General features: G+C 68.3%; 18 protein-coding genes, 1 tRNA gene and 1 pseudogene. 11 read left to right on the top strand and 9 right to left on the bottom strand.

Annotated elements, in window-relative coordinates; genetic code table 11:
- Nucleotide 1: 1 nt before the first annotated feature.
- From WDU93_RS13025 to rpsT, 5 genes are all read left to right on the top strand, one after another.
- The gene (locus WDU93_RS13025; RefSeq protein WP_337321320.1) at nt 2-937 is read left to right on the top strand and encodes an ABC transporter permease; all 936 of its coding nucleotides are present in this window, start codon (nt 2-4) and stop codon (nt 935-937) included.
- The gene (locus WDU93_RS13020; protein WP_337321318.1) at nt 934-2862 is read left to right on the top strand and encodes an ABC transporter ATP-binding protein; all 1929 of its coding nucleotides are present in this window, start codon (nt 934-936) and stop codon (nt 2860-2862) included. Before WDU93_RS13025 ends, WDU93_RS13020 begins: the two co-directional genes overlap by 4 nt.
- A 178-nt stretch (nt 2863-3040) precedes the next feature.
- On the top strand, nt 3041-4750 hold the full coding sequence (locus tag WDU93_RS13015; RefSeq protein WP_337321317.1) for an ABC transporter family substrate-binding protein: 1710 nt from the start codon (nt 3041-3043) through the stop codon (nt 4748-4750).
- Between the two features lie 74 nt (nt 4751-4824).
- On the top strand, nt 4825-5559 hold the full coding sequence (locus tag WDU93_RS13010; RefSeq protein WP_337321316.1) for an alpha/beta fold hydrolase: 735 nt from the start codon (nt 4825-4827) through the stop codon (nt 5557-5559).
- Between the two features lie 148 nt (nt 5560-5707).
- Nucleotides 5708-5968: a 30S ribosomal protein S20 gene (gene rpsT / locus WDU93_RS13005; RefSeq protein ID WP_337321315.1), complete on the top strand. Its 261-nt coding sequence runs from the start codon at nt 5708-5710 to the stop codon at nt 5966-5968.
- Between the two features lie 211 nt (nt 5969-6179).
- Here rpsT and holA read toward each other — a convergent pair whose 3' ends face one another.
- From holA to pabB, 5 genes are all read right to left on the bottom strand, one after another.
- Nucleotides 6180-7229, bottom strand: a complete 1050-nt coding sequence (holA, locus tag WDU93_RS13000; protein WP_337321314.1) for a DNA polymerase III subunit delta — start codon at nt 7227-7229, stop codon at nt 6180-6182.
- 59 nt (nt 7230-7288) lie between these two features.
- Complete coding sequence (locus WDU93_RS12995) at nt 7289-9547, bottom strand: ComEC/Rec2 family competence protein (RefSeq protein WP_337321312.1); 2259 nt, start codon at nt 9545-9547, stop codon at nt 7289-7291.
- Nucleotides 9544-10155, bottom strand: coding sequence for a ComEA family DNA-binding protein (locus WDU93_RS12990; protein ID WP_337321309.1), 612 nt, complete (start codon nt 10153-10155; stop codon nt 9544-9546). Before WDU93_RS12990 ends, WDU93_RS12995 begins: the two co-directional genes overlap by 4 nt.
- A gap of 169 nt (nt 10156-10324) precedes the next feature.
- Nucleotides 10325-12898 (bottom strand): leucine--tRNA ligase, encoded by a 2574-nt coding sequence (gene leuS / locus WDU93_RS12985; protein ID WP_337321307.1) that lies wholly within the window; start codon nt 12896-12898, stop codon nt 10325-10327.
- A gap of 63 nt (nt 12899-12961) precedes the next feature.
- The gene (gene pabB, locus WDU93_RS12980; RefSeq protein WP_337321306.1) at nt 12962-14281 is read right to left on the bottom strand and encodes an aminodeoxychorismate synthase component I; all 1320 of its coding nucleotides are present in this window, start codon (nt 14279-14281) and stop codon (nt 12962-12964) included.
- A 41-nt stretch (nt 14282-14322) separates the two neighbouring features.
- Here pabB and WDU93_RS12975 point away from each other — a divergent pair, with 41 nt between their 5' ends.
- Genes WDU93_RS12975 through WDU93_RS12965 form a run of 3 tightly spaced genes read left to right on the top strand, consistent with a single transcriptional unit; the run spans nt 14323 to nt 16884 of the window.
- Nucleotides 14323-14985, top strand: a complete 663-nt coding sequence (locus WDU93_RS12975) for a DedA family protein (protein ID WP_337321304.1) — start codon at nt 14323-14325, stop codon at nt 14983-14985.
- A gap of 13 nt (nt 14986-14998) precedes the next feature.
- The gene (locus WDU93_RS12970) at nt 14999-16027 is read left to right on the top strand and encodes an App1 family protein (protein ID WP_337321302.1); all 1029 of its coding nucleotides are present in this window, start codon (nt 14999-15001) and stop codon (nt 16025-16027) included.
- Entirely contained in the window at nt 16024-16884 is an 861-nt protein-coding gene (locus WDU93_RS12965; protein ID WP_337321300.1) for a 3-methyladenine DNA glycosylase, read from the top strand. Before WDU93_RS12970 ends, WDU93_RS12965 begins: the two co-directional genes overlap by 4 nt.
- A 4-nt stretch (nt 16885-16888) precedes the next feature.
- Here the strand turns inward: WDU93_RS12965 and WDU93_RS12960 are convergent, their stop codons facing one another.
- Together WDU93_RS12960 and WDU93_RS12955 are read right to left on the bottom strand one after the other, a co-directional pair.
- Nucleotides 16889-18034, bottom strand: a complete 1146-nt coding sequence (locus tag WDU93_RS12960; protein WP_337321298.1) for a glycoside hydrolase family 3 N-terminal domain-containing protein — start codon at nt 18032-18034, stop codon at nt 16889-16891.
- A 49-nt stretch (nt 18035-18083) separates the two neighbouring features.
- Nucleotides 18084-19163, bottom strand: a complete 1080-nt coding sequence (locus tag WDU93_RS12955; protein ID WP_337321296.1) for an NAD(P)-binding domain-containing protein — start codon at nt 19161-19163, stop codon at nt 18084-18086.
- A gap of 126 nt (nt 19164-19289) precedes the next feature.
- Here WDU93_RS12955 and WDU93_RS12950 point away from each other — a divergent pair.
- Both WDU93_RS12950 and WDU93_RS12945 read left to right on the top strand, forming a co-directional pair.
- Nucleotides 19290-19365 (top strand) — tRNA-Ala (locus WDU93_RS12950).
- Between the two features lie 250 nt (nt 19366-19615).
- Nucleotides 19616-19975 carry a hypothetical protein gene (locus WDU93_RS12945; RefSeq protein ID WP_337321294.1) on the top strand — a complete coding sequence of 120 codons (360 nt, stop codon included), beginning with the start codon at nt 19616-19618 and terminating at the stop codon, nt 19973-19975.
- On the opposite strand, the pseudogene WDU93_RS12940 reads toward WDU93_RS12945, so the two are convergent.
- Nucleotides 19970-20950 (bottom strand): annotated as a pseudogene (locus tag WDU93_RS12940) (recombinase family protein); the annotation flags it as partial. The gene WDU93_RS12945 and the pseudogene WDU93_RS12940 sit on opposite strands and share 6 nt — an antisense overlap.
- A gap of 125 nt (nt 20951-21075) precedes the next feature.
- Nucleotides 21076-21222, bottom strand: a complete 147-nt coding sequence (locus tag WDU93_RS12935; RefSeq protein ID WP_337321292.1) for a hypothetical protein — start codon at nt 21220-21222, stop codon at nt 21076-21078.
- A 167-nt stretch (nt 21223-21389) separates the two neighbouring features.
- Here WDU93_RS12935 and WDU93_RS12930 point away from each other — a divergent pair, with 167 nt between their 5' ends.
- Complete coding sequence (locus tag WDU93_RS12930; RefSeq protein ID WP_337321290.1) at nt 21390-22103, top strand: hypothetical protein; 714 nt, start codon at nt 21390-21392, stop codon at nt 22101-22103.
- Nucleotides 22104-22108: the final 5 nt, after the last annotated feature.

The raw sequence follows: 22108 nt of genomic DNA, 5'->3' as shown, positions 1-22108 counted from the left end.
CATGAGCACCGAAATGATCGACCCTGTCGTCCAGCCGCCCGTCGGCCCGGACACCACCGCGGAGCGCCTGCCCGGCAAGCGTCTGTCGAAGTGGACTCTCTATTCACGGCGCTTCATGCGCAACAAGCCCGCCGTCGGCGGCATCGTCATCTTCGTCGTGCTGGCACTGGCCTCGATCGTCGTGCCCCTGTTCTCGCCGTACACGCCGACCGACATGGACTTCCTGAACCTCAGCACCGGCCCTTCGGCCGAGCACTGGTTCGGCACCAACGCGTCGGGAAATGACACGTTCACCCAGACCTTCGTCGGTCTGCAGCGGTCACTGATGATCGCCGTCACGGTGTCGGTGGGTGTGACGATCATCTCCGCGATCGTCGGCACCGCCGCCGCCTACTTCGGCGGCTGGACCGAGCGCATCTCGCTGCTGGTGATCCACTTCATGATGGTGGTGCCCAACTTCCTCATCCTGGCGATGATGTCGAACGCGGCCGGTGGTGACTGGCGGGTGATCGCCCTGGTGATGATCTTCGTCGTCGGCTGGTTCTTCCCGGCCCGTGTCATCTGGACGATGGCCCTCTCGCTGCGCGAGCGCGAGTACGTGTCGGCCGCGCGCTACATGGGCGTGCCGGGCATGAAGATCGTGCTGCGCCACCTGCTGCCCAACATCGGCTCGCTGCTCGTCATCAACTTCACCCTCGGCGTTGTGGGCGCAGTGATGACCGAGACCGGCCTGTCGTTCATCGGTTTCGGTGTGAAGATCCCGGATGTCTCGCTCGGCTCGCTCATCGGCGAGGGATCGGCGAGTGTCACCAGTGCCCCGTGGCTGTTCTACTTCCCTGCCCTGGCGCTGACCCTGCTGACCGTCTCGATGGCTCTTGTGGCCGACGGTCTGCGTGACGCGCTCGATCCCACTTCGTCGGCAGGAGGCCGCGCATGAGCACCGTACTGTCCGTTCGCGACCTCAAGGTCAGTTTCCCCTCAGAGGCAGGACGAGTGGATGCCGTGCGCGGCGTCTCGTTCGACCTCGAGGCCGGCAAGACCCTCGGCATCGTGGGTGAGTCCGGCTCCGGCAAATCGGTCACCTCGCTGGCGATCATGGGCCTGCTCGACGACAACGCCAAGATCACCGGGTCGATCGTGTTCGACGGCGAGGAGCTGCTGGGCAAGTCCGACAAGCAGATGTCGGTGATCCGCGGTAACGGCATGGCGATGGTCTTCCAGGACCCGCTCACCTCGCTCACGCCGGTGTTCACGATCGGTGATCAGCTGATCGAGGCGCTGACCGCCCACCGCAACCTGTCCAAGCAGGATGCCTGGGATCGCTCGCTCGAGCTGCTCCGTCTGGTCGGCATCACCAACCCCGAGAAGCGGATGAAGTCATTCCCGCACGAGTTCTCGGGCGGCATGCGCCAGCGTGTGGTGATCGCCATCGCGATGGCGAACAACCCCAAGCTCATCATCTGCGATGAGCCGACGACCGCACTCGACGTGACCATCCAGGCGCAGATCCTCGACCTCATCGAGAAGGCGCAGGATGAAACCGGCGCCGCCGTCATCATGATCACGCACGACATGGGTGTGGTCGCTCGTACCGCCGACGACGTGATGGTCATGTATGCAGGCAAGCCCGTCGAGCACGCCCCGGCGCACGAGCTGTTCCACCGCACGCGGATGCCGTACTCGATCGGCCTCCTGGGCGCGATCCCCCGTGTGGACAAGACCGAGAAGGAGCCGCTGACCCCGATCAAGGGAAACCCACCGCTGCTGATCGATCTGCCCGATGCCTGCCCGTTCGCGTCGCGCTGCCCGATCGCGGTGGACGCCTGCCGCACGCGCGAGCCCGACCTCGTGTCGGTTGCCACGGGCAGCGGAGAGCCGCACCTGGCGGCGTGCATCCGTGCCGATGAGATCGCCGACGGCGGGCTGATCGGTGGCCTGCCCGTCTACCCCGTCAAGGCTGTTCCCGAGAGCACCCTCACGCGCACCCCGCGTGAAGAGCGTCCGGTCACCCTCGACGTGCGCAACCTCACCAAGACCTTCCCCCTGCTCAAGGGTGCGCTGTTCAAGCGCAAGGTCGGCGAGGTGCACGCCGTCAAGGGCGTCACCTTCGACGTGCGCGAGGGCGAGACCATGGCGATCGTCGGTGAGTCCGGCAGTGGCAAGTCGACGACCTTGCTGCAGATCATGGACTTCGCGAAGCAGGAGGACGGCGACATCATCATCGCCGGCACCAGCGTCAACGACATCCACAGCCACAAGGTCGAACGCGAGCTGCGTCGCGACATCCAGATCGTCTTCCAGGACCCTATGGGAGCCCTGGACCCGCGTATGACGGTCGCGGACATCATCGCGGAGCCGCTGTCGGCGATCGGCACGCCGAAGGACGAGGCGATGCTCCGGGTCGAAGAGCTGATGGATCTCGTGGGTCTGAACCCCGCCCACCGCGACCGGTTCCCCGGCGCGTTCTCGGGTGGTCAGCGTCAGCGCATCGGCATCGCTCGCGCGCTGTCGACCAACCCGAAGATCGTCGTGCTCGATGAGCCGGTGTCGGCGCTGGACGTGTCGATCCAGGCTGGTGTCATCAACCTGCTCGATGAGCTGAAGGTGAAGCTCGGCCTGTCGTACCTATTCGTCGCGCACGACCTCTCGGTGGTGCGTCACATCGCCGACCGCGTGGCCGTGATGTACCTCGGCGAGTTCGTCGAGCACGGCGATGTCGATGAGGTGTTCGAGAACCCGCAGCATCCCTACACGCAGGCACTGCTCTCGGCCATCCCGGTTCCTGACCCCGACATCGAGCGCACGCGTCAGCGCGTCGTGTTCGATCCGGAGACGATGTCGACCAAGCCAGCCACCGTCTGATCAGCGAGCGCTTTCCGGCGCACCGTCCTCCGAATGGGGGACGGTGCGCCGCTGTGCTTTTTCGGCCCGGATCACTGTCCGATAACGGTTAGTCACGATTCACCCACATCCCCTCATTCGGGCTGAATCGCGAACTATCCTCCCCTTATGACACGCCGAAAGGCGCGAAAGGAGCACCATGAAGCAGCAGAAGCTGATGGGGGCGATCGCATTCAGCGGCGCCCTCGCACTCGTTCTCGGTGGGTGTGCAGCCAACACCGGCACCGACGGTGAAGGCAACGGTGACGGCGACGCGGCCGCCACCGAGATGGCGGACTACAACCCCCAGCCCCGCGAGAACCTCCAGGAGGGTGGCGAGGCCCACTTCCCGATCAACGAGATCCCCGAGCAGCTGAACGCCTTCAACGGCGACGGCAGCGCGGACACGGCACGCATCGCTGCGTGGTACATGCCCCAGATCCTGCTGCAGGAGCCGGACGGCACCCCGTACAAGCACGACGCGTACCTCGACGAGTGGAAGATCGACACGGTCGACGGCAACACCCAGATCACGTTCACCTTCACGGATGACGCGCACTGGAACGACGGCACCGACATGGACTGGACCGCCATCGAGGCGACCTGGAAGGCCAACCGCTCGATCGACGAGGGCTTCAACCCGAACGCGACCGACGGTTACAAGCAGATCAAGTCGGTCGAGCAGGGCGACACCGCCAAGACGGCGATCGTCACCTTCGACGGCGAGTTCGCCTGGCCCGAGATGCCGTTCCTCACCGGAATCATCCACCCGGCCCTGGCTGACCCGACCAAGTTCAACGAGGCCATGATCGACGACCCGCACCCCGAGTGGGGCGCCGGCCCGTACACGATCGACGAGTTCGACGCGAACAAGGACTACGTCTCGTTCAAGCCGAACACCGAGTGGTGGGGCGACAAGCCGCTGCTCGACAAGGTGACCTTCACCGGTATGGACGCCCAGGCCTCGATCAACGCCTTCAAGAACGGCGAGATCGACATGGTCGGCACCGGCACCAAGGACCGCCTGGCTCAGGTTGCCGACATGGAAGACGTCGTCACCTACCGCTCGACGCAGACCGCCAACACGCTGCTCGAGGTCGACGCCACGAAGCCGCAGTTCGAGGACGTCAAGGTCCGCGAGGCGTTCTTCAAGGCCATCGACATCGACCAGCAGAAGCAGATCGCATGGAACGGCCTCGACTACACCGAGGAGCCCGCCGGTTCGCTGACGCTCTTCTCGTTCCAGCCTGGCTACTCCAACGCGCTCGAAGAGGCCGGTTGGAAGTACGACGTCGAGGGCGCCAAGGCGCTGCTCGAAGAGGCCGGCTGGGTCGAGGGTGAAGACGGTATCCGCGAGAAGGACGGCGTCCGTCTCGAGGCGACCTACCCGATCTTCAGCGACGACCCGACGCAGAAGGCGCTCGCGACCGCGCTGCAGCAGCAGCAGAAGGCCATCGGCCTCGACCTCAAGGTCGATGTCCGTCCGGCCGCCAAGTTCGCCGAGGACTACACCTCGAAGAACTGGGATGTCGCAGGTCTCCGCTTCACCTCGTCCGACCCGTTCGGTGCCGCCTGGTTCTGCCAGCTGTACTGCATGGACATGGGCCTGAACCTCTCGGGTGTCCAGACGCCTGAGATGGACGAGCGCATCAAGACCGAGGTCGAGTCGCTCCCGACCGCCGAGGAGCAGACGGCTGCAGCCATGAAGCTCGAGGCCGAGATCTTCCAGGACTGGGGCATCATCCCGCTCTACAACGGTCCGTCGATCTCGACCGTCAAGAAGGGTCTGGCCAACCTGACCCCCGAGCCCTACGTGGGTCTTGACGGATTCGGCGTCCAGCCGGTCGAGAACACGGGCTGGGAGAAGTAAGCAGCTCGCTGTCGAAGCGGGGTCGGTGGTTCGCCACCGGCCCCGCTTTCTCGTGTTCTGCCTATGATGTTGGCGTGAACGCTCAGGTCGTCCTCGTGCACGGCATCCGCACCTCCGCCACCATGTGGCGCTCGCAGGTCGCGTGGCTTGAGGAGCACGGCGTGCCGGTGACCGCCGTCGACCTCCCCGGCCATGGCAGCCGCATGGCCGAGGAGTTCACCCTTGACGGCGCCCTGCAGACGATCGACGAGGCGGTACGGAAGGCCGCGGCGCGCGGTCCCGTGCTGCTGGTGGGTCACTCGATGGGTGGCCTGGTGTCGCTGGCATACACGGGAGCCGCCGAGCGCCCACCGGTGGCTGCGCTGATCGCCGCCTCGTGCACTGCGCTCCCCCGCGGTGCCGCCCTCGCGGCATACCGCTTTCTCGCCGGCACAGTGGACCGGCTGCCCGATCGCGGCCTGTGGATCGCCGAGCAGATCCTCACCGCGACCATCCCCGAAGAGACGAGGGGCGACTTCTCCGCGGGCGGCTACGCGCTCGATGCGCAGGATGTCGCGCTGCGCAGTCTCTCGGCGCTGGATCTGGCCACGGCCGTCGCGCACATCGACATTCGCCTGTGGTTCGTGAACGGCCAGTATGACCAGCTGCGCACCCATGAGGCGCTGTTTCGCAAGCTCGCTCCGCATGCCGAACTGATTGTCGTGCCGCGCACCTCGCATCTGGTGACGGCGATGCGCCCCCAGGTCTTCAACGCCATCCTCAAGTTGGCTCTGGCCACGATGGAACAAGACGCTGCTCAGGCGGGGTGACGCGGCGGGGCTCGTTTCGCGTGTTCTGCCCTGCTGCTGGTAGGCTTGGTTCTTGGCTTGCGTGTGGGTTTGTCCCTCACGACCGCCGTACGGCGCCCCTCTACCGCCGGCGGCATCCGAATATCATCCAGACAGAAAGTGTCCACACGTGGCAAACATCAAGTCGCAGATCAAGCGCAACAAGACCAACCTGAAGGCTCAGGAGCGCAACAAGGCCGTCAAGAGTGAGCTCAAGACGCTCGTCCGCAAGACCCGTGAGGCCGTCGTCGCCGGCGACAAGGAGGCCGCTGAGGCCGCCCTGACCGCCGCTTCGGTCAAGCTCGACAAGGCCGTCAGCAAGGGTGTGCTGCACAAGAACCAGGCGAAGAACCGCAAGTCGGCCATCGCTTCGCAGGTCGCCGGCCTCTGAGCCACTGACCTTCGCGAAAGGCCCGTCTCCCCTGGAGGCGGGCCTTCGTCGTCCCTGGGGGCAGTGGCTACACTCCCTGCATGGGCTGGTGGACAGATCGGATGCTGCCGGGCGCGATCGACAGGCAGCTCTCGCCTACTCCCCCGGCCCCCGCTTCAACCGGCCGTTCACGTACACGTATCGCGGGGTGGCATCGCTTCCGGCGTGAGAGTCAGCGCCCGGGCTCGGTGCCGAACGGCGCGCGGGTGGCGATCACGGTGACCATGCGCTCGAGCGCGAAGATCGGGTCGCGGGCCGCACCCTTGACCTCGGCGTCGGCGCGGGCCGTGGCCTGGATCGCGAGTCCAAGGGAGCGCTCGTTCCACCCCTGCAGGTCACGGCGGGCGCGATCGACCTGCCAGTCCTTCATACCGAGGCGCTGGGCAAGCTGGCGGCTGGGTTCACGGTTACCCGCGACCCGAGCCATTCCCCGCAGCTTCATTGCGAACGCGGCGACCATCGGCACCGGGTCGGCGCCGGAGGCAAGGGCGTGACGCAGGGCAATGAGCGCCTCGCCGTAGCGACCGGCGATCGCGGTGTCGGCTACGACGAAGGCCGAGACCTCCACCCGCCCTCCGTAGTAGCGGGTGATGACCTCGTCAGTGATGTCGCCGTCCACGTCGCCGATGAGCTGCTGGCAGGCTGCGGCCAGTTCGGTGACATCGTCGGCGAACGCCGAGACCAGCGCGCGCAGCGCGGTCGGAACGATGCGCTTCTTCGCCGCCTTGAACTCGCCGGCGGCGAAGTCGACCCGGTCGCTGTCACGTTTGATGGCCGCGGCGGGGATCTCGATGCCGTCACCGGTGCCGGCGCGGATCGCGTCGAGCAGCTTCTTGCCGCGCACGCTGGCGCCCGTGTGGCGCAGGATGACCGTGGCTCCCTCCTGCGGGTGCTCGATGTAACTCAGCGCTTCTTGCAGGAAGGCATCCGTGCACTTCTCGACGCCAGCGACCCGCACGAGCCGCGGTTCGCCGAACAACGACGGCGAGGTGAGGGCGAGCAGTGTGCCGGCGGCATAGTCGTCGGCACGGACGTCGCTGACCTCGAGCGCGGGGTCTTCTGCACGCAGGTAGTCGCGCACCCCGGCGATCGCGCGCTCGGCGAGGACTTCTTCGGGGCCGGACACCAGCACGATGGGCGCCGGACGCGGTTCACGCCAAGAGACCTGGGGAATCTTGGGCCCCTTCGCGGCGGAACTGCGAGCGGGGGGACGAGCGGCCATGACACCAGCCTATCCGGGGTCACCGACGTCGCTTCCCGACGACGACCGGTGGCCGCAGCTCACTCGGGCATCCGCTCGCTCCAGACCGCGAGCTGCCCATCGCGCATGCTGAGCAGGATGCGCCCGCGCTGGTCCGTGCGCAGCACGTGGGAGCCCGCGGTCTCGAGCAGAGCGAGGGTCTCGGCGCGCGGATGCCCGTAGTCGTTGTCTGCTCCGACGCCGATCACCGCCGCCTCCGCGCCGAGCAACTCGTACAGTCCGGCGTCCTGATCCCCACTGCCGTGATGCGAGACCTTTACGACATCGAAGTCTCCCAGCAGGCTGCCGTCGCGCACCAGTTGACGCTGCGGCTCGGCCGCGAGATCACCAAGGAACAGCGACCGCGGCACGCCGCCGCCAGAGATGTCGAGCACGACACTCGCATCGTTTCCGGCCGGATAGACGCGGTCGTCTGCTCGCGGCCAGAGCACGCGCCAGTTCGCCCCGCCCAGGGTGCCCTGCATGCCGCGCGAGGCTTGTATGAGCCGGGCGCCGCCGTCGGCGAGCATCTCCAGCAGGCGCTCTTCGTCCCCCTCGCTGACCGGGCCGTGCAGCACCGTCTCTGCCCGCCCTCGCACCGCGTCCACCCCACCGACGTGGTCAAGGTCGAAGTGCGTGAGCACGAGCAGATCGATGTGGTCGATGCCCAGCGCGCGCAGGCAGGCGTCGAGCAGCCCGGGGTCCGGCCCGGTGTCGATCAACGCCACAGCGCCCTCAGATCTCACGACCATCGCGTCTCCCTGGCCGATGTCGCACGCGGCGATGCTCCAGCCCTCCGGGCTCCCCGCGGCCGCGAGCGGCCCAGTGAGCAGCATCCGCGCTCCCTCGAGCCCCACCGTGACGACCAGCACGGCGACCGCCGCACGCCGCAGCGCCCGCGACGGCGGCCTGACCAGCACAATCCCGACGGCCGCGCTGAGCAGGCCGACCACGGCCGCGCTCAGCAGACCCGCCGTCACCGGCAGCACTGCCCCAGGCAGCGCGGCGGACACCTCGGCCACCGACGCGATCCACGCCGACGGCAGCCAGGCCGCTGCCGCGAGCAGATCGGCCAGAGGCGGGATCGGAGCCGAGAGGCAGGCGAGCAGTCCGATCACGGTCGCCAACGGCGCGGCCGGCGCCGCCAACAGGTTCGCGGCCACCGAGACGAGGGACTGCTGCTCCGAGAACAGCGCGACGATCGGCCCGCAGACGAGTTGCGCGGCCAGCGGCACCGAGATCGCCAGCGACAGCGCCGCCGGCATCCACCGGGTCATGCCGCGCATCAGCGGTCGGGCAAGCAGCAGCAGAGCGCCCGTCGCGGCCGCGCTGAGCGCGAATCCCGGGGTCGCCGCCAGCCAGGGGTCGATCACCAGGATGCCGGTGACCGCGAGCGACAGCATGGCCAGACCCGCGCTGGGGCGCCCGAGAAGGATCGTGAGCATGGCCAGCGCGGCCATGACCGATGCCCGGATCACGCTGGGCTCCGGCGTCACCAGGACGACGAACGCGGCGAGGGCCACGAGCGCCACAGTCACACGCAGCCACCGCGGGCCTCCGCAGAGGGACACGACCCAGAACACGGCCGCCACGACGATGGCACAGTTCGCGCCGCTCACAGCGGTGAGGTGGCTGAGCCCGGAGGCGAGCATGGCGGCATCCAGTTCGGCGGTGACGGCCGTCGTGTCACCGACGGCGAGCCCGGGAAGCAGACCGGCGCCGGGCCCCGGAAGCCGCGTTGCTCGCTGCACGAAGCCGGCACGTACGTCGGCCGCGAGAGCGAAGACGCCGCTGGCGGGGCGCTCCACCTCAGCTCGGGTTCCGAAGATCACCAGAGCGGCACGCTCCCCCGCATCCGTCGCCTTCGCCTGCCCGGACAGCCGGAGCGTCGCTCCGAGATCGACTCCATCCATCTCGTCGACCCCGATCCGGACAGGAACAGTCGTCGCGCGGGGCGAGCCGGGTGCCCCGAGACTGAGCGTCTGCGCGTCCGCCCACAGACGCCCGTCGTCGCCGCGCACCGCTGACGACGTGACCTGAACGACGGTCTCCACGGCGCGCCCATCCCACCGGGCGGCCTCCGTTCGCGCTGGCCCTGCCGCGACGACCGACCACGACACCGCCGCGCAGGCGAGGAGCACCAGCACCGCCACACCGCGCTGTCGCGCGAAAACCCCGACGCCCAGCGCGCCAGCTATGCACAGTGCCAACATCCCTCCGGCGAACTCTGGGGCGAAGACCGCGAGCAGCGCTGCGCCCCAAACCAAGGCCGCCAGGACCGCGCCGCGCGGGTCTTTCATACCCGCACCTGCTCGCGCAGACCCTCCATGAGCTTTTCGCCGATACCCGGCACCGCGAGCAGATCGTCGACGGAGCGAAACCCGCCGTTCTGCTCACGCCAGTCAATGATCCGCTGCGCGAGCGCCGGCCCGATTCTCGGCAGCGTCTCCAATGTGGCGATGTCGGCCGTGTTCAGGTCGACCTTGCCGTCGACGACCCCCGGAGTCTCAGCGATCTCAGGTAGGGCGCCTTCGGCAGGTACGACGATCTGCTCGCCGTCCGTCAACGGGCGCGCGAGGTTCACCGCGCGCAGGTCTGCCGTCTTCAGCGAGCCGCCCGCTGCCGCGAGGGCATCGACCAACCGCGCATCCGGCGCCAGCAGGTACAGACCGGGCGTCTGCACCTCGCCCAACACGTGCACGTAAATGCCGGCCGGTGCGCTGACGGACGCCTCGCCACCGTGGCCGTCGAGCGAGACGGTCTCACTCGGTGCCGCCTGCCCCCGCAGGATGCCCCAGCCGACCGCGGCCGAGAGCACCACCAGCCCGAGCGTCACCGCCGCGCCGACGCCGAGCCTCAGCCGTGGTGGCGCCGACTGGTCACGTTCCTCATCGTCGACTGCCGGCATCCGCCCACGCTAGGCCGACGCCCCACCCCACCCAGCGGCCGATTCCGGGTGCTGTGGAGAGTCCGCGTGAATCCACGGGTGTGGAGGCCGAACCGCGCACCCCAGGATCCGCTCACGCGAAGACAGCAGAACGCCCGGAGCCAGCGCTCCGGGCGTTCTGCGTGTGTTCTCAGCCCTTGACGGCGAAGTTGACGATCTTCGGAGCCCGCACGATCACGCGCACGACCTCCTTGCCCTCCAGCGCTCGCTGCACCTTCTCGTCGGCGCGGGCGAGGGCCTCCAGCTCGGCGTCGCCGATCTTGGCCGGCACCTCGAGCGTCGTGCGCACCTTGCCGTTCACCTGCACAGCGGTGGTGACGGTGTCTTCGATGAGCAGCGCCGGATCGGCCGAACGCCACTGCACCAGACCGACAGACGGCTCGTGACCGAGCGCCTCCCACATCTCCTCAGCGGAGTGCGGGGCGATGAGGTCCAGCATCACCGCGAGCGTCTCCGCAGCCTCGCGGACAGCAGGGTCAGATGCCCCGGCGCCCGAGTCGATCGTCTTGCGGATCGCGTTGACGAGCTCCATCAGGCGGGCGACGAGCACGTTGAACTTCGTCTGCTCGACCAGTCCGGGCGCATCAGCCAACAGGCGGTGGGTCACCCGGCGCAGGCCCGCGTCCCCGCCGGCGAACACCACGCCGACCGGGCTGTCGACGTCATGGGCGACACGCAGTGCACGCGCGAGGAACTTCGCGGCACCGGTCGTCGAGACGTCGGCCCAGTCCTTGTCGTCCTCCACCGGGCCGGCGAACGCCAGGCTCACGCGCAGCGCGTCGGCGCCATGCGCGTCGAGCTCCTCCTGGAAGAGCACGAGGTTGCCCTTGCTCTTCGACATCTTCGCGCCGTCGAGGATCACCATGCCCTGGTTGATCAGGCTCGAGAACGGCTCGGTGAAGTCGACCAGGCCGATGTCGAACAGCACCTTGGTGATGAACCGCGCGTACAGCAGGTGCAGAATCGCGTGCTCGACGCCACCGATGTACGAATCGACCGGCGCCCAGCGGCGCGCCTCGGTCGGGTCGAACGCGACGGTGTCGCTGTTCGGCGACAGGAACCGCAGGTAGTACCAGGAGCTGTCGACGAAGGTGTCCATGGTGTCGGGGTCGCGCAGCGCCGGCTCTCCCGTGGTCGGGTCGACCGTGCGCACCCACGATTCCGCCGCGCCGAGGGGCGAGGTGCCCTTCGGCGAGAGGTCCAGGCCCTCGACGCTCGGCAGACGCACCGGCAGCTGATCCTCGGCGACCGGCACGATCTCGCCATCCTGCGTGTGCAGCATGGGGATCGGTGTGCCCCAGAAGCGCTGGCGCGAGATCAGCCAGTCACGCAGGCGGTAGTTCTTCGCCGCCCGGCCCAGACCGGATGCTTCAAGCTTCTCGATCTGACGTGCCACCGCGTTGCGCTTGGAGAGACCGTCGAGGTCACCCGAGTTGATCAGGCGCCCCTCGCCGGTCAGGGCGATGCCGGTGACGGCAGGGTCCTGATCGTCGATCGACTCCGGCATGATCGGCACGCCATCGGCATCCGTCTCGATCACCGGGATCGCACCGGTGACCGGCGCAGTCGTGTCGACGACGACCTTGATCGGCAGGTCGAAGGCGCGGGCGAAGTCGAGGTCACGCTGGTCGTGCGCGGGCACGGCCATGACCGCCCCGTGGCCGTAGTCGGCCAGCACGTAGTCGGCCGCCCACACCGGCAGACGCTCGCCGTTGACCGGGTTGATCGCGTACCGCTCGAGGAAGACACCGGTCTTGGGGCGGTCCGTGGACTGCCGGTCGATGTCGGTCTCCTTCTGCACCTTCGCCAGGTACTCGGCGAACTGCGCCTGCACCTCGGGCGAGGCATCCGCCACCAGCTCGGCGGCGAGATCGGCATCCGGAGCCACGACGAAGAACGTGGCGCCGTGCAGCGTGTCGGGACGGGTGGAGAACACCGTCACCGGCTCGTCGCGACCCTCGATGCGGAAGTCGACGTCGGCACCGACAGACCGCCCGATCCAGTTGCGCTGCATCTGCAGCACCTTGTGCGGCCAGAAGCCCTCGAGCTGATTCAGATCATCGAGCAGCCGGTCGGCGTAGTCGGTGATCTTGAAGTACCACTGCGTGAGCTTCTTCTTCACCACTTCGGTGCCGCAGCGCTCGCAGCGCCCGTCGACGACCTGCTCGTTGGCGAGCACGGTCTGGTCACGCGGGCACCAGTTCACCGGGCTCTTCTTGCGGTACGCCAGGCCGCGCTCATAGAGCTTCAGGAACAGCCACTGGTTCCAGCGGTAGTACTCCGGGTCGGAGGTGTGCAGCACGCGCGACCAGTCGAACGAGACGCCGTACGCCTTGAAGCCGGCCTTCTGCTGGTCGATGTTCTGGTAGGTCCACTCCCGCGGGTCGGCGCCGCGGCGGATCGCGGCGTTCTCGGCCGGCAGGCCGAACGAGTCCCAGCCGATCGGGTTGAGCACGTTGTGACCGCGGTGTCGCCAGAAACGAGCGACGATGTCACTGTAGAGGTAGTTCTCCGCGTGGCCCATGTGCAGATCGCCCGACGGGTACGGGAACATCGCGAGCACGTACTTGCGCGGTCGCGTGTCGTCGTCACCCCCGGCACGGAAGGTGTCGTGCTCTTCCCAGTACGCCTGCCACTTGTCCTGAATGGCGTGCGGAGACAGCGACGGAGTGTCGTCGTGGGATACGGCGGAGTGCTCGGACAAGGAACGGCCAATCTACGGATGCGGAAAGCCCGGAAGGACGGGAGATTCCAGGTTATCGCGAGTTCAGAGGGTGGCCGCCCAGTCGTCGGGCAGCGTGGCTCCCAGCGCGGCCAGGGGCGCGCGCGCCTTCGTCGCCACCTCCGCCGCCTCGGCCTGCGCCTCGGACAGCCAGGTGATGCCGCCGCCGGCGCCGACGGATGCCGCACCGCCGGTGATCACGATCGAGCGGATGACCATGGCGAGGTCGACGGCACCGTCGAGGCCGAGATAGCCGAAGCAGCCGGAGTACACGCCTCGCGGCCCGCGTTCGAGGCCGTGCAGGATTGTCATGGCGGAGAGTTTCGGGGCGCCCGTCATGCTGCCCGCCGGGAACACGGCGTCGCTCAGCTGCCCGAACGTCAGGCCCGGTCGCAGCCGGGCGCTCACCGTGCTGACCAGCTGGTGCACGGCCGGGTACGTCTCCACGGCCCACAGTCGCTCCACGTCGACGGAGCCCGGCTCGCCGATGTGCGAGAGGTCGTTGCGCATGAGATCGACGATCATGACGTTCTCGGCGCGCTCCTTCTCGCTCGCACGCAGTTCGGCCGCCAGCGCCGCATCCGCCTCCGGGGTCGCCCCCCGGGGCCTCGTGCCCTTGATGGGGCTCGTGCGCACGCGATCGCCGCGCACCTCGACGAACTGTTCCGGGCTGGCGCTGAGCAGGTGACGATCGCCCATGCGCAGAAACCCGCCATGGTGGGCCGGGGTCGCCCGTCGGAGGCGCCGGTAGACCTCGATGGGGTCGGATGCCGCGTCCGCCGTGAACTGCGTCGTCAGACACAGCTGATAGGCGTCGCCACGACGGATGGCCTCGCGGCACGCACCGATGAGGTCGACATACCTCGTGACGCTGTCCCGCGCCGCCGCCTGCTGCGCGGCGGGGGCGGCGGGCGCGGGTGCGGGTGCTGCGGCGAGCGCCGCGGTGACCTCGGCCGTCCATGTCTCGGCCTCTTCCGCGCCGGCCAGCGCCCAGGCGCTACCTGATGCATGGTCGAACGCGACAGCACGTCGAACGGCGATCCAGGCCGAGCTCGTTCCGCCGTCTGCGACCGGAGCCCCGGCGGCAGCGGCGCCCTCCTCATAGGCGAGCCATCCGACCCAGCCGCCGCGGAACGGCAGCGCGCCCTCCTCCCCGACTGCGGGTGCCCCCAACGGGGCGTCCCGAACCACCTGCGGGTCGGCGACGACATCGCCGGAGCCCAACAGGCTCCAGCCGGATGCCGCGTTCGTGCCCGCATCCAGCCAGAACTCGGCATCATCGTGCCCGCGCAGCGCGAGGAACACGGTCTCCGGCTCGGCCCATCCGGGCAGCAGGTTCGCCGTCAGCGTGGAAGGAGCGGGCACCCTCACAGCGTACGACCCTGTGGGCGTCGTACTCTCATGATGTGAACGACGTGGTGCTGTGGGTCATCGAGCTGGTGCAGTCCGTCGATCCCGTGCTGCGCACGCTGCTCGCCGGCGTTGCGATCATGCTCGAGACGAGCATCTTGATCGGTCTGATCGTGCCCGGCGACACTGTCGTGCTGGTGTCGTCGATCGGTGTCGAGTCGGTGCTGCAGGGCGTCGCTCTTGCCGTGACCGTGGTGATCGGCGCGCTCATCGGCGAGTCGATCGGCTTCTGGCTCGGGCGCTGGATCGGGCCGCACATCCGCCACTCCTGGTTGGGGCGACGCATCGGGGAGAGCCACTGGGAACGCTCGGAGCGCTATCTGCGCCGCCGTGGCGGGATCGCGATCTTCCTCTCCCGCTTTCTGCCTGTCCTGCACTCCCTGGTGCCGCTGACCGTGGGAATGAGCGGTTTCGCCTACCGGCGCTTCCTCGCCTGGACCATCCCCGCCTGTGTGCTCTGGGCCGCGGTGTACGTCGGGGCCGGGTCTCTGCTCGCCGGCAGCTACCGCGAGCTCGCCGACACCGTCCACTACGCGGGATACGTCTTCGTCGGTGTGATCGTGCTGTTCCTCGTAGCGATCTTCGTGATCAAGAAGGTCATCTCCCGCCGCGAGGAACGCCATATGGTCGCAACGGATGAACCGCCGGCCGAGGCGTGAAAGACTGGGACGGATGTCCCCTGCCACCGCGGCGAAGATCCACTGGTTCGCCCGTCTCGAACACCGCTTCCACGTCTGGCGCGAACGCCGCGCTCGCAGGCGTGGACGTTCGGCGACCGCCGTGCCCTTCCCCGGTTACGGCGGCACCGGCTGGGTGCGCGTGGTGGGACGAGTGCTCATCGTGCCCCGGGCACCACGGCAGGCCCCCGGCGAGCGCGCATCGGTGCGCGGGTGGCGCAGCTTCGTCAGCATCCCGGTCGGCTTCGCCTCCGTGCAGGTGCAGGTCGGCGACCAGGTGCATGACGTCGTCGCCGATCGTGGCGGCGTGATCGACACCGTCATCGAAGCCGACCTTGAGCCGGGATGGCAGACGTTCACGATGTCGGTCGAGGGGCAGGAGCCTGTCGAGGCGCGTGCGTTCATCGTGGCCGACAGTGTCACCTTCGGTGTCGTCAGCGACGTCGACGACACCGTCATGGTCACGGCCCTTCCCCGCCCGTTCGTCGCAGCCTGGAACTCTTTCGTGCTCGACGAGCACGCCCGCACCCCCGTTCCCGGCATGGCTGTGCTGCTGGAACAGATCATGCGCACCCACCCGGGCTCTCCGATGATCTACCTCTCCACGGGGGCCTGGAATGTCGCGCCGACGCTGCGTCGCTTCCTCAACCGCAACCTGTTCCCGAAGGGGTCGATGCTCCTCACCGACTGGGGCCCCACGCACGACCGGTGGTTCCGCAGCGGACGCGAGCACAAGCTGGGCAATCTGCGGCGCCTGGCGCAGGAGTTCCCCCAGGTGCGCTGGCTGCTGATCGGCGACGACGGGCAGCACGACGAGGCCATCTACTCCCAGTTCCAGAAGGAGCACCCCGAGCAGGTCGCCGGTGTCGCGATCCGCCGACTCCTCCCTGCCGAGGCCGTGCTGGCAGGTGGGCGGTCCGGCGGCGAGCACACCGAGGGTGACGTGCCGTGGGTGAGCGCCGAAGACGGTGCCGGCCTGCGTGACCTGCTGGGCGAAGTCGGGATCATCGACGAGCGCTCATGAGCGCCGTGCTCTCCCCCGCCGACTGGCATGCCAGGGCGCAGGCGCATGAGCGGCGGGCGGATGCGCTGACCGCCGACCACCGGGCTAGGGCTGCCGCCGGCGAGAAGCATCCCGTGTGGGACTTCCTGTTCACCTATTACTCGTACAAGCCGTCGCAGCTGCGGCGCTGGCATCCGGGCGCGGGCGTCACGCTGCAGGAGGCCCCCGAGCGTCAGGGCTGGCGCTGGTACTCCGCCGGCGATGCGCCCGGCGACGCGATGCCGGATGCGACGGTGTACCGGGAGGACAAGCCCGAGTTGGCAGCGCTGGTCGAGCGGATGCTGCGTCGCACCGCCGCGCGTCCGGCCCAGTTCGGCTGTTTCGGACTGCACGAGTGGGCGATGGTCTACCAGGCCGAGGATCACCGGCATCCGGCACCCCTGCGGCTAGGGCAGGACGGCACGGATGCCGTCGTCGAGGCGCACGACCTGCGGTGCACCCACTTCGACGCGTTTCGGTTCTTCACGCCAGCGGCCGCGCCCCGCAACCGTGACCTGCTCAGCCGCGACACCCAGCCGCACAGAGAGCAGCCCGGGTGTCTGCACGCCGGCATGGACCTGTACCGCTGGGCGATGAAGCTCGGCCCGCTCATCCCCGGCGAGTTACTGCTGGACACCTTCGAGCTCGCCCGCGACATCCGTCTGCTCGACATGCAGGCCGCCCCCTACGAGCTGTCCGCCTGGGGCGTGCAGCCGGTACGGATCGAGACAGCGGAGGGCAAGGCCGAGTACGTGCGACAGCAGCGCGGGTTCGCCGAGCGCGGGGCTGTGTTGCGGGAACGCCTGCTGCACGCCTGGCTGGGCACCGAGCCGGTGTAGCGGGTCAGTCGCGGGCGAGGGCCAGCCGCAGCGCCATGACGCGTTCTGCGGCATCCTGCAGGCGCGCGGCGGGCAGTGTGCCGTCATCGACGGCGCGCACGATGCCGTCGACCATATGCGGGGCGGTGGTAGCCGTGGAGCCGGCGACCATGAGTACGAGATCATTACCGGCGACGAGGGCGGTGACCGCATTGGCGACCGGATCGCGGTAGGCCTCGACGCCCGACGAGGACAGCATGCCGAGATCATCGGTGACCATCACCCCGTCGAAGCCGAGCTCGTCGCGTGCGATCTCGTGCCAGCGCGCGGACAGCGAGGCGGGTGCCGCATCGACACTCGTGTACGCGAGGTGACCGAACATCAGCAACTCGCCATCGGCATCGATGCCGGCTACGAAGGGCACCGCGTCGCTCGCCCGCCACTGCTCCAGCGTCATGGCCGTGGAGGGGATGCCATGATGCGAGTCGCCGGGGGCGGCACCGTGACCAGGAAAATGCTTGATGGTCGAGGCGACGTGCCCCTTCTCCCCCTCGACGGCCGCCGCGACACGGTCGCCGGCGCTCTCGGGGTCGGTGCCGAGCGCCCGGGAGCTGATGAACGAGGCGGGATCGGCGGGCACATCGGCGACGATGCCGAAGTTCACGTTCGCGCCGATGTCGGCAACGAGCGCGGCCCGTCGGTCGAAAGCGGTGCGGGTGTCAGCGACGGGCAGCGCCTGCAACTGCCGTGGAGAGGCGAAGTCGTCCCAGGGCAGACGGGAGACGACTCCTCCTTCCTGATCGATCGCGATCAGCGGCGGCAGCGTCGTGTCGGTGACGAGCGCCGCAGTGACGGCGCGCAGCTGCTCCTGTGTGGCGGGGATGTTGGCACCCATGAGGATGAACCCGCCATACCCGGCTGCCATGTAGTCGTGCAGGGCCGCGGCATCCGTGGTGGGGATGTGGCCCATCACGACGCTCGCCGCACGCTCGGCCGTCGTCATCTCTGCCACCGCCTGCACCGCAGGATCAACCGCTGTCGGCGAGGGCATCGGTGAGGCGGATGGCGCGGGCGTGCGCGTCGCGGTGACGGGTGCCTCGGCCGCGCAGCCGGCGACTACACCGAGCGCGCACAGGAGTGCGAGGGCGGTGAGGCGGCGTGCGCGAAGCATGCCTCTCAGAGTAGGCGCTCCGCACGCGCCGTGAGCCGCCGCGAGTGGGTCAGCCTGCGAGGGTCGTATCGCTCAGACGCTCCGCCTGCTGCAGGTACCGGCGCACTCCGGTGGCTGCGGTGCGCCCGGCGCGATTCGCGCCGATCGTGCTGGCCGAGGGGCCGTAGCCGACCAGCTGCACCCGAGGGTCGGCGACGGCGGTCGTACCGCGGCCGTTGCGGTCGAGTTGGATGCCGCCCTGCGGGCTGCGCAGGTGCAGCGGCGCGAGATGGCTGATCGCGGGCCGGAAGCCTGTCGCCCACAGGATCACATCGGCCCGCTCGAAGCTGCCGTCCGCCCACCGCACACCATCGGGCTCGATCGAGGCGAACATCGGCCGACGGTCGGCGTAGGCGCCGAGACGCTCGGCTTCGCGTTCCTGGGGGCGCAGCGCCAGCCCGGTCACACTCACCACGCTCTGCGGGGCGAGTCCCTGCGCCACACGCTGTTCGACAAGAGCAACTGCGGCGGCACCCGCCTCGGGGGTGAAGTCGTCGGTGCGCCAGACCGGTTCGCGGCGGGTCACCCACAACGTGTCGGTGATCGGGGCGAGCGCGCCGAGGAACTGCACGGCCGAGGCGCCGCCACCGACGACGATCACGCGCTTTCCGCGAAAGTGCTCGGGGCCGGGATAGTCGACCGTGTGCAGCTGCTCGCCGATGAACGTCTCCGTGCCCGGGTAGTGCGGAAGGAACGGGTGCGTCCAGGTGCCGGTGGCGTTGATGATCGTGCGGGTCCGCCACTCCCCCTCGTCGGCTTGGACGGTGAGGATGCCGACGTCGTCTGTCACGCTGCGCACCGTGACGGGACGGATGATGGGCAGGTCGTTCTCGCGCTCGTAGGCGCTGAAGTAGGCGGGCACGACGACGTTCGCACGCTGCTGGTCGAGCGTGGGTGCGGTGGATGCCGGCAGTTCGGCGATGCCGTGCACGTCGGTCATGGTCAGGGCATCCCAGCGGTGCTGCCAGGCGCCGCCAGGGCGGTCGTTGCTGTCGAGCACGACGTGGCGGATGCCGAGCCGGCGCAGGTGGTGGGACGCCGAAAGACCGGCCTGCCCTGCGCCGATCACGACGCTGTCGAGAATGTCCACGACCGTGCCAACACCGCACGGGACCGGGTTGTTCCTGACACGCCCGGGGAGCCCGGGCCGATTGGCGCAGGTGCCGAACCGTGTTGTACTCTGATCTGGTTGCTCCGGTTCGCCGGGACAGCGTCTGGGCCTGTGGCGCAGCTGGTAGCGCACCTGCATGGCATGCAGGGGGTCAGGGGTTCGAGTCCCCTCAGGTCCACCAAAAGTGTCGTACGGGAACACGCGACATCGCTGTTCCCGGTCGCTGAGCCTGTCGAGGCGTCCCGTTTGGCTTCCTTGCCTCCGGTCGCCTCTCGAACGATGGTCGCGAACGGTTCCGCGAGGCGCGGGTGTAGCTGCTCGTCCTCGGTGATCTCCAACCGCGTGTAGAACGCTTGGTTCGCCAGCCTCCTGCTCCCGTCGTCCGAGTGAGCGTAGGCACGGCGCGCGTCGGTAAGCAGCCGCAGGCTGTCGTGGATGAACCCCCGACCGCCGACGTGCAGTTCGTCGTGCTCGCGCAGGCGGTGCTCGATGTCGGCGAGTCCGGCTCGGACGCGGTCTTGGTGCCGCTTGAGAGTCGGAAGGTCGATGGCGTCGGCGAAGTGCGCCGCCAGGAGCTTGTCGCTCTCGGCTTCCAGGCGTGCACGGTTCGCCGTGAGGTCGGCGAACTCCTGATCGCGGCCAGCAGATCGCTTGTCGAACGCGGCGTCGACTTCGGCGGCGAGGTGCCGGTAGTCGTCTTCGCTGATCGTGATGCTCGCGTAGGAGTCTTCGACCAAGCGCTCCGCAACCTGGACGGGCACCGCTCGGCGGGTGCAGGTAGTCCGTTTTGATGCTCTACCGGAGCAGACGAAGTAGGCGTAGGTCGTGCCTCTCGGATTGGTGGCGAAGTCCAGCAGCATCCGCGACCCGCAAGTGCCGCAGTGCAGCAGGCCTTTCAGGTGGTGAGCGTGCTGGACGTGCCTGGTTGCGTGCGCGTTGCGAGCCTTCAACAGCGACTGCACCTGATCGAACAACGCTGGCTTCACAATGGGCTCGTGCGCGCCGGGATGCAGCGCGCCCTTGTAGCGGATAACTCCGGCGTAGTACGGGTTCGTCAACACACGGTAGAGCGCATTCTTCCCCAGCGGCCTGGATGGACGCTTCGGCGACGGCACCGACACCAGGCCACGCGCGGTGAGATCCCGCAGCAGCGCCGTCACAGAGGTCTCGCCGGCGGCGTAACGCTCGAACGCCCACGCGATCAGCGGTGCACGTTCGGGATCAACCTCGACGGTGCGTATCTCGCGGCCTTGGTCGTCGGTCTGGCGCACGTTGAGGTAGCCGATGGGAGCGCGTCCTGGGGTACCGCCTTGCGCGACCTTCTGCGTCAGCCCCTTGGTGACTTCGGTGGCAAGGTTGCGGGAGTAGAACTCCGCGATGCTCGACATGATGCCGTGAACGAGCATCCCCGAAGGCGTCTGATCGATCGACTCGGTAGCAGACACGAGCGTGACCCCGGCGCTGATGAGCGCTTCGTGAATCTTCACATCATCGGCGCGGTTACGGGCGAGCCGGTCGAGCTTGTGCACGATGCAGAACTGCACCCGCGACGCGGCGATGAACGCCAGCATGTCCTGCAGCCCGTCACGATCCGCTGAGCGCGCTGATTCTCCGGCGTCGATGAACTCGCGCACGATCCGCGCGCCCAGCTCGTCGGCTTTCCTCGCGTTGGCCTCGCGCTGGGCGGGGATCGAGAAGCCTTCGTCGGTGCCGCCGCGCTCGGCCTGCTCCCGCGTCGAGACGCGGAGGTAGGACACAGCCAGCATGACGGGGGTCTCGGCGGCCCGCTCGGACGTCGTGGTGTCGAGTGTTGCGGTGCTCATCGTGGGCCTCCTTGCCGGGGTGCTTCTTGGTGTCGATCCTCTCGCGCACCCCTGACAAAACGAAGAACTCAGTGGTGCGCAGACGCCAGGTCCTCGGGCGGTGGAAGCCCGTAGGGGTCGGGTTCGCCGTTCACCCAGGCGCGGTGACGGGCCTCGGCGATGCCCAGCACCCACTCGATCAGCTTGCCGAGGTCAGGCTCCTCGCGCCGCGTCACCCGCAGCCTCAGATTCCTCTCGTCGCCTCGCATGCCAGACAGGTGCACGGGCCTCTGCACGATGCACACTTTCGCCCGTCCGCCCGTCTCCGCTTTGAGGTCACACGCATCTTGCAGATCGAGGATTCGCCACTTACGTCGGTGACGAAACTTGCGTACCGTAGAGCATGGGCACCAAACGCTACGACCCCACAGCGACCGACTTCAACGGCCGCTACTCCCGCTGGGTCGCCGCACTCGAATCAGGCGACGATACCGAGCTACTTGAAGCGACCCTGGCACTCCCGACGCTCAACAAGCGCGTGCTCAAGAAGCTCGCCGCAGTGGACCGAGACGAGCCCGACTCGACGGTGCGTGCGGAGCGAAAGCGCGTGATCGTGCTGCTCAGCGAGATCAACGCAAACCAGGCCGCACGCCTCCGTGAACGGAAGCAGGCGGAGCAGCGCCGCCGGGACCGAACGGTACGTGTTGAGCGCCGAGTCGAGCTGCCGACCACCTGCGCACGGTGCGGCACCAAGCTCAAAGAGGTGAAGTCCACCGGTAGGCCGCGCCTGTACTGTTCTCCCGCTTGCCGCAAGGCCGCCTACGAAGACCGCCGCGCCCACCGCGACGGCGCCGTCAAGGTGCAGGTCGTCGAGAAGGTCGTCACCGAGGTACGAGAACGCCGCATCGAACTGCCGCACCCGCGCAGCGACTGCATCAACGCAGTCCTGGCCGACGACGACCTCATGGTCTCAGTGATCTGGACACTCACCGCCCTCGTGCGAGACCGCACCCGCAATGCGTACGGCCCTGACCAGCCGAGGTTTGGGAAGCTCTCGCATCACGTCCAGGCGCTCCATGCCGCACTCGTCGAGCGGGCAGCCGCCAGCCCTCCGTAGTTCGA

The organism is Microbacterium istanbulense (assembly GCF_037204145.1).
Taxonomy (GTDB): domain Bacteria; phylum Actinomycetota; class Actinomycetes; order Actinomycetales; family Microbacteriaceae; genus Microbacterium; species Microbacterium istanbulense.
This window is presented reverse-complemented; position numbering and strand designations above follow the sequence as displayed.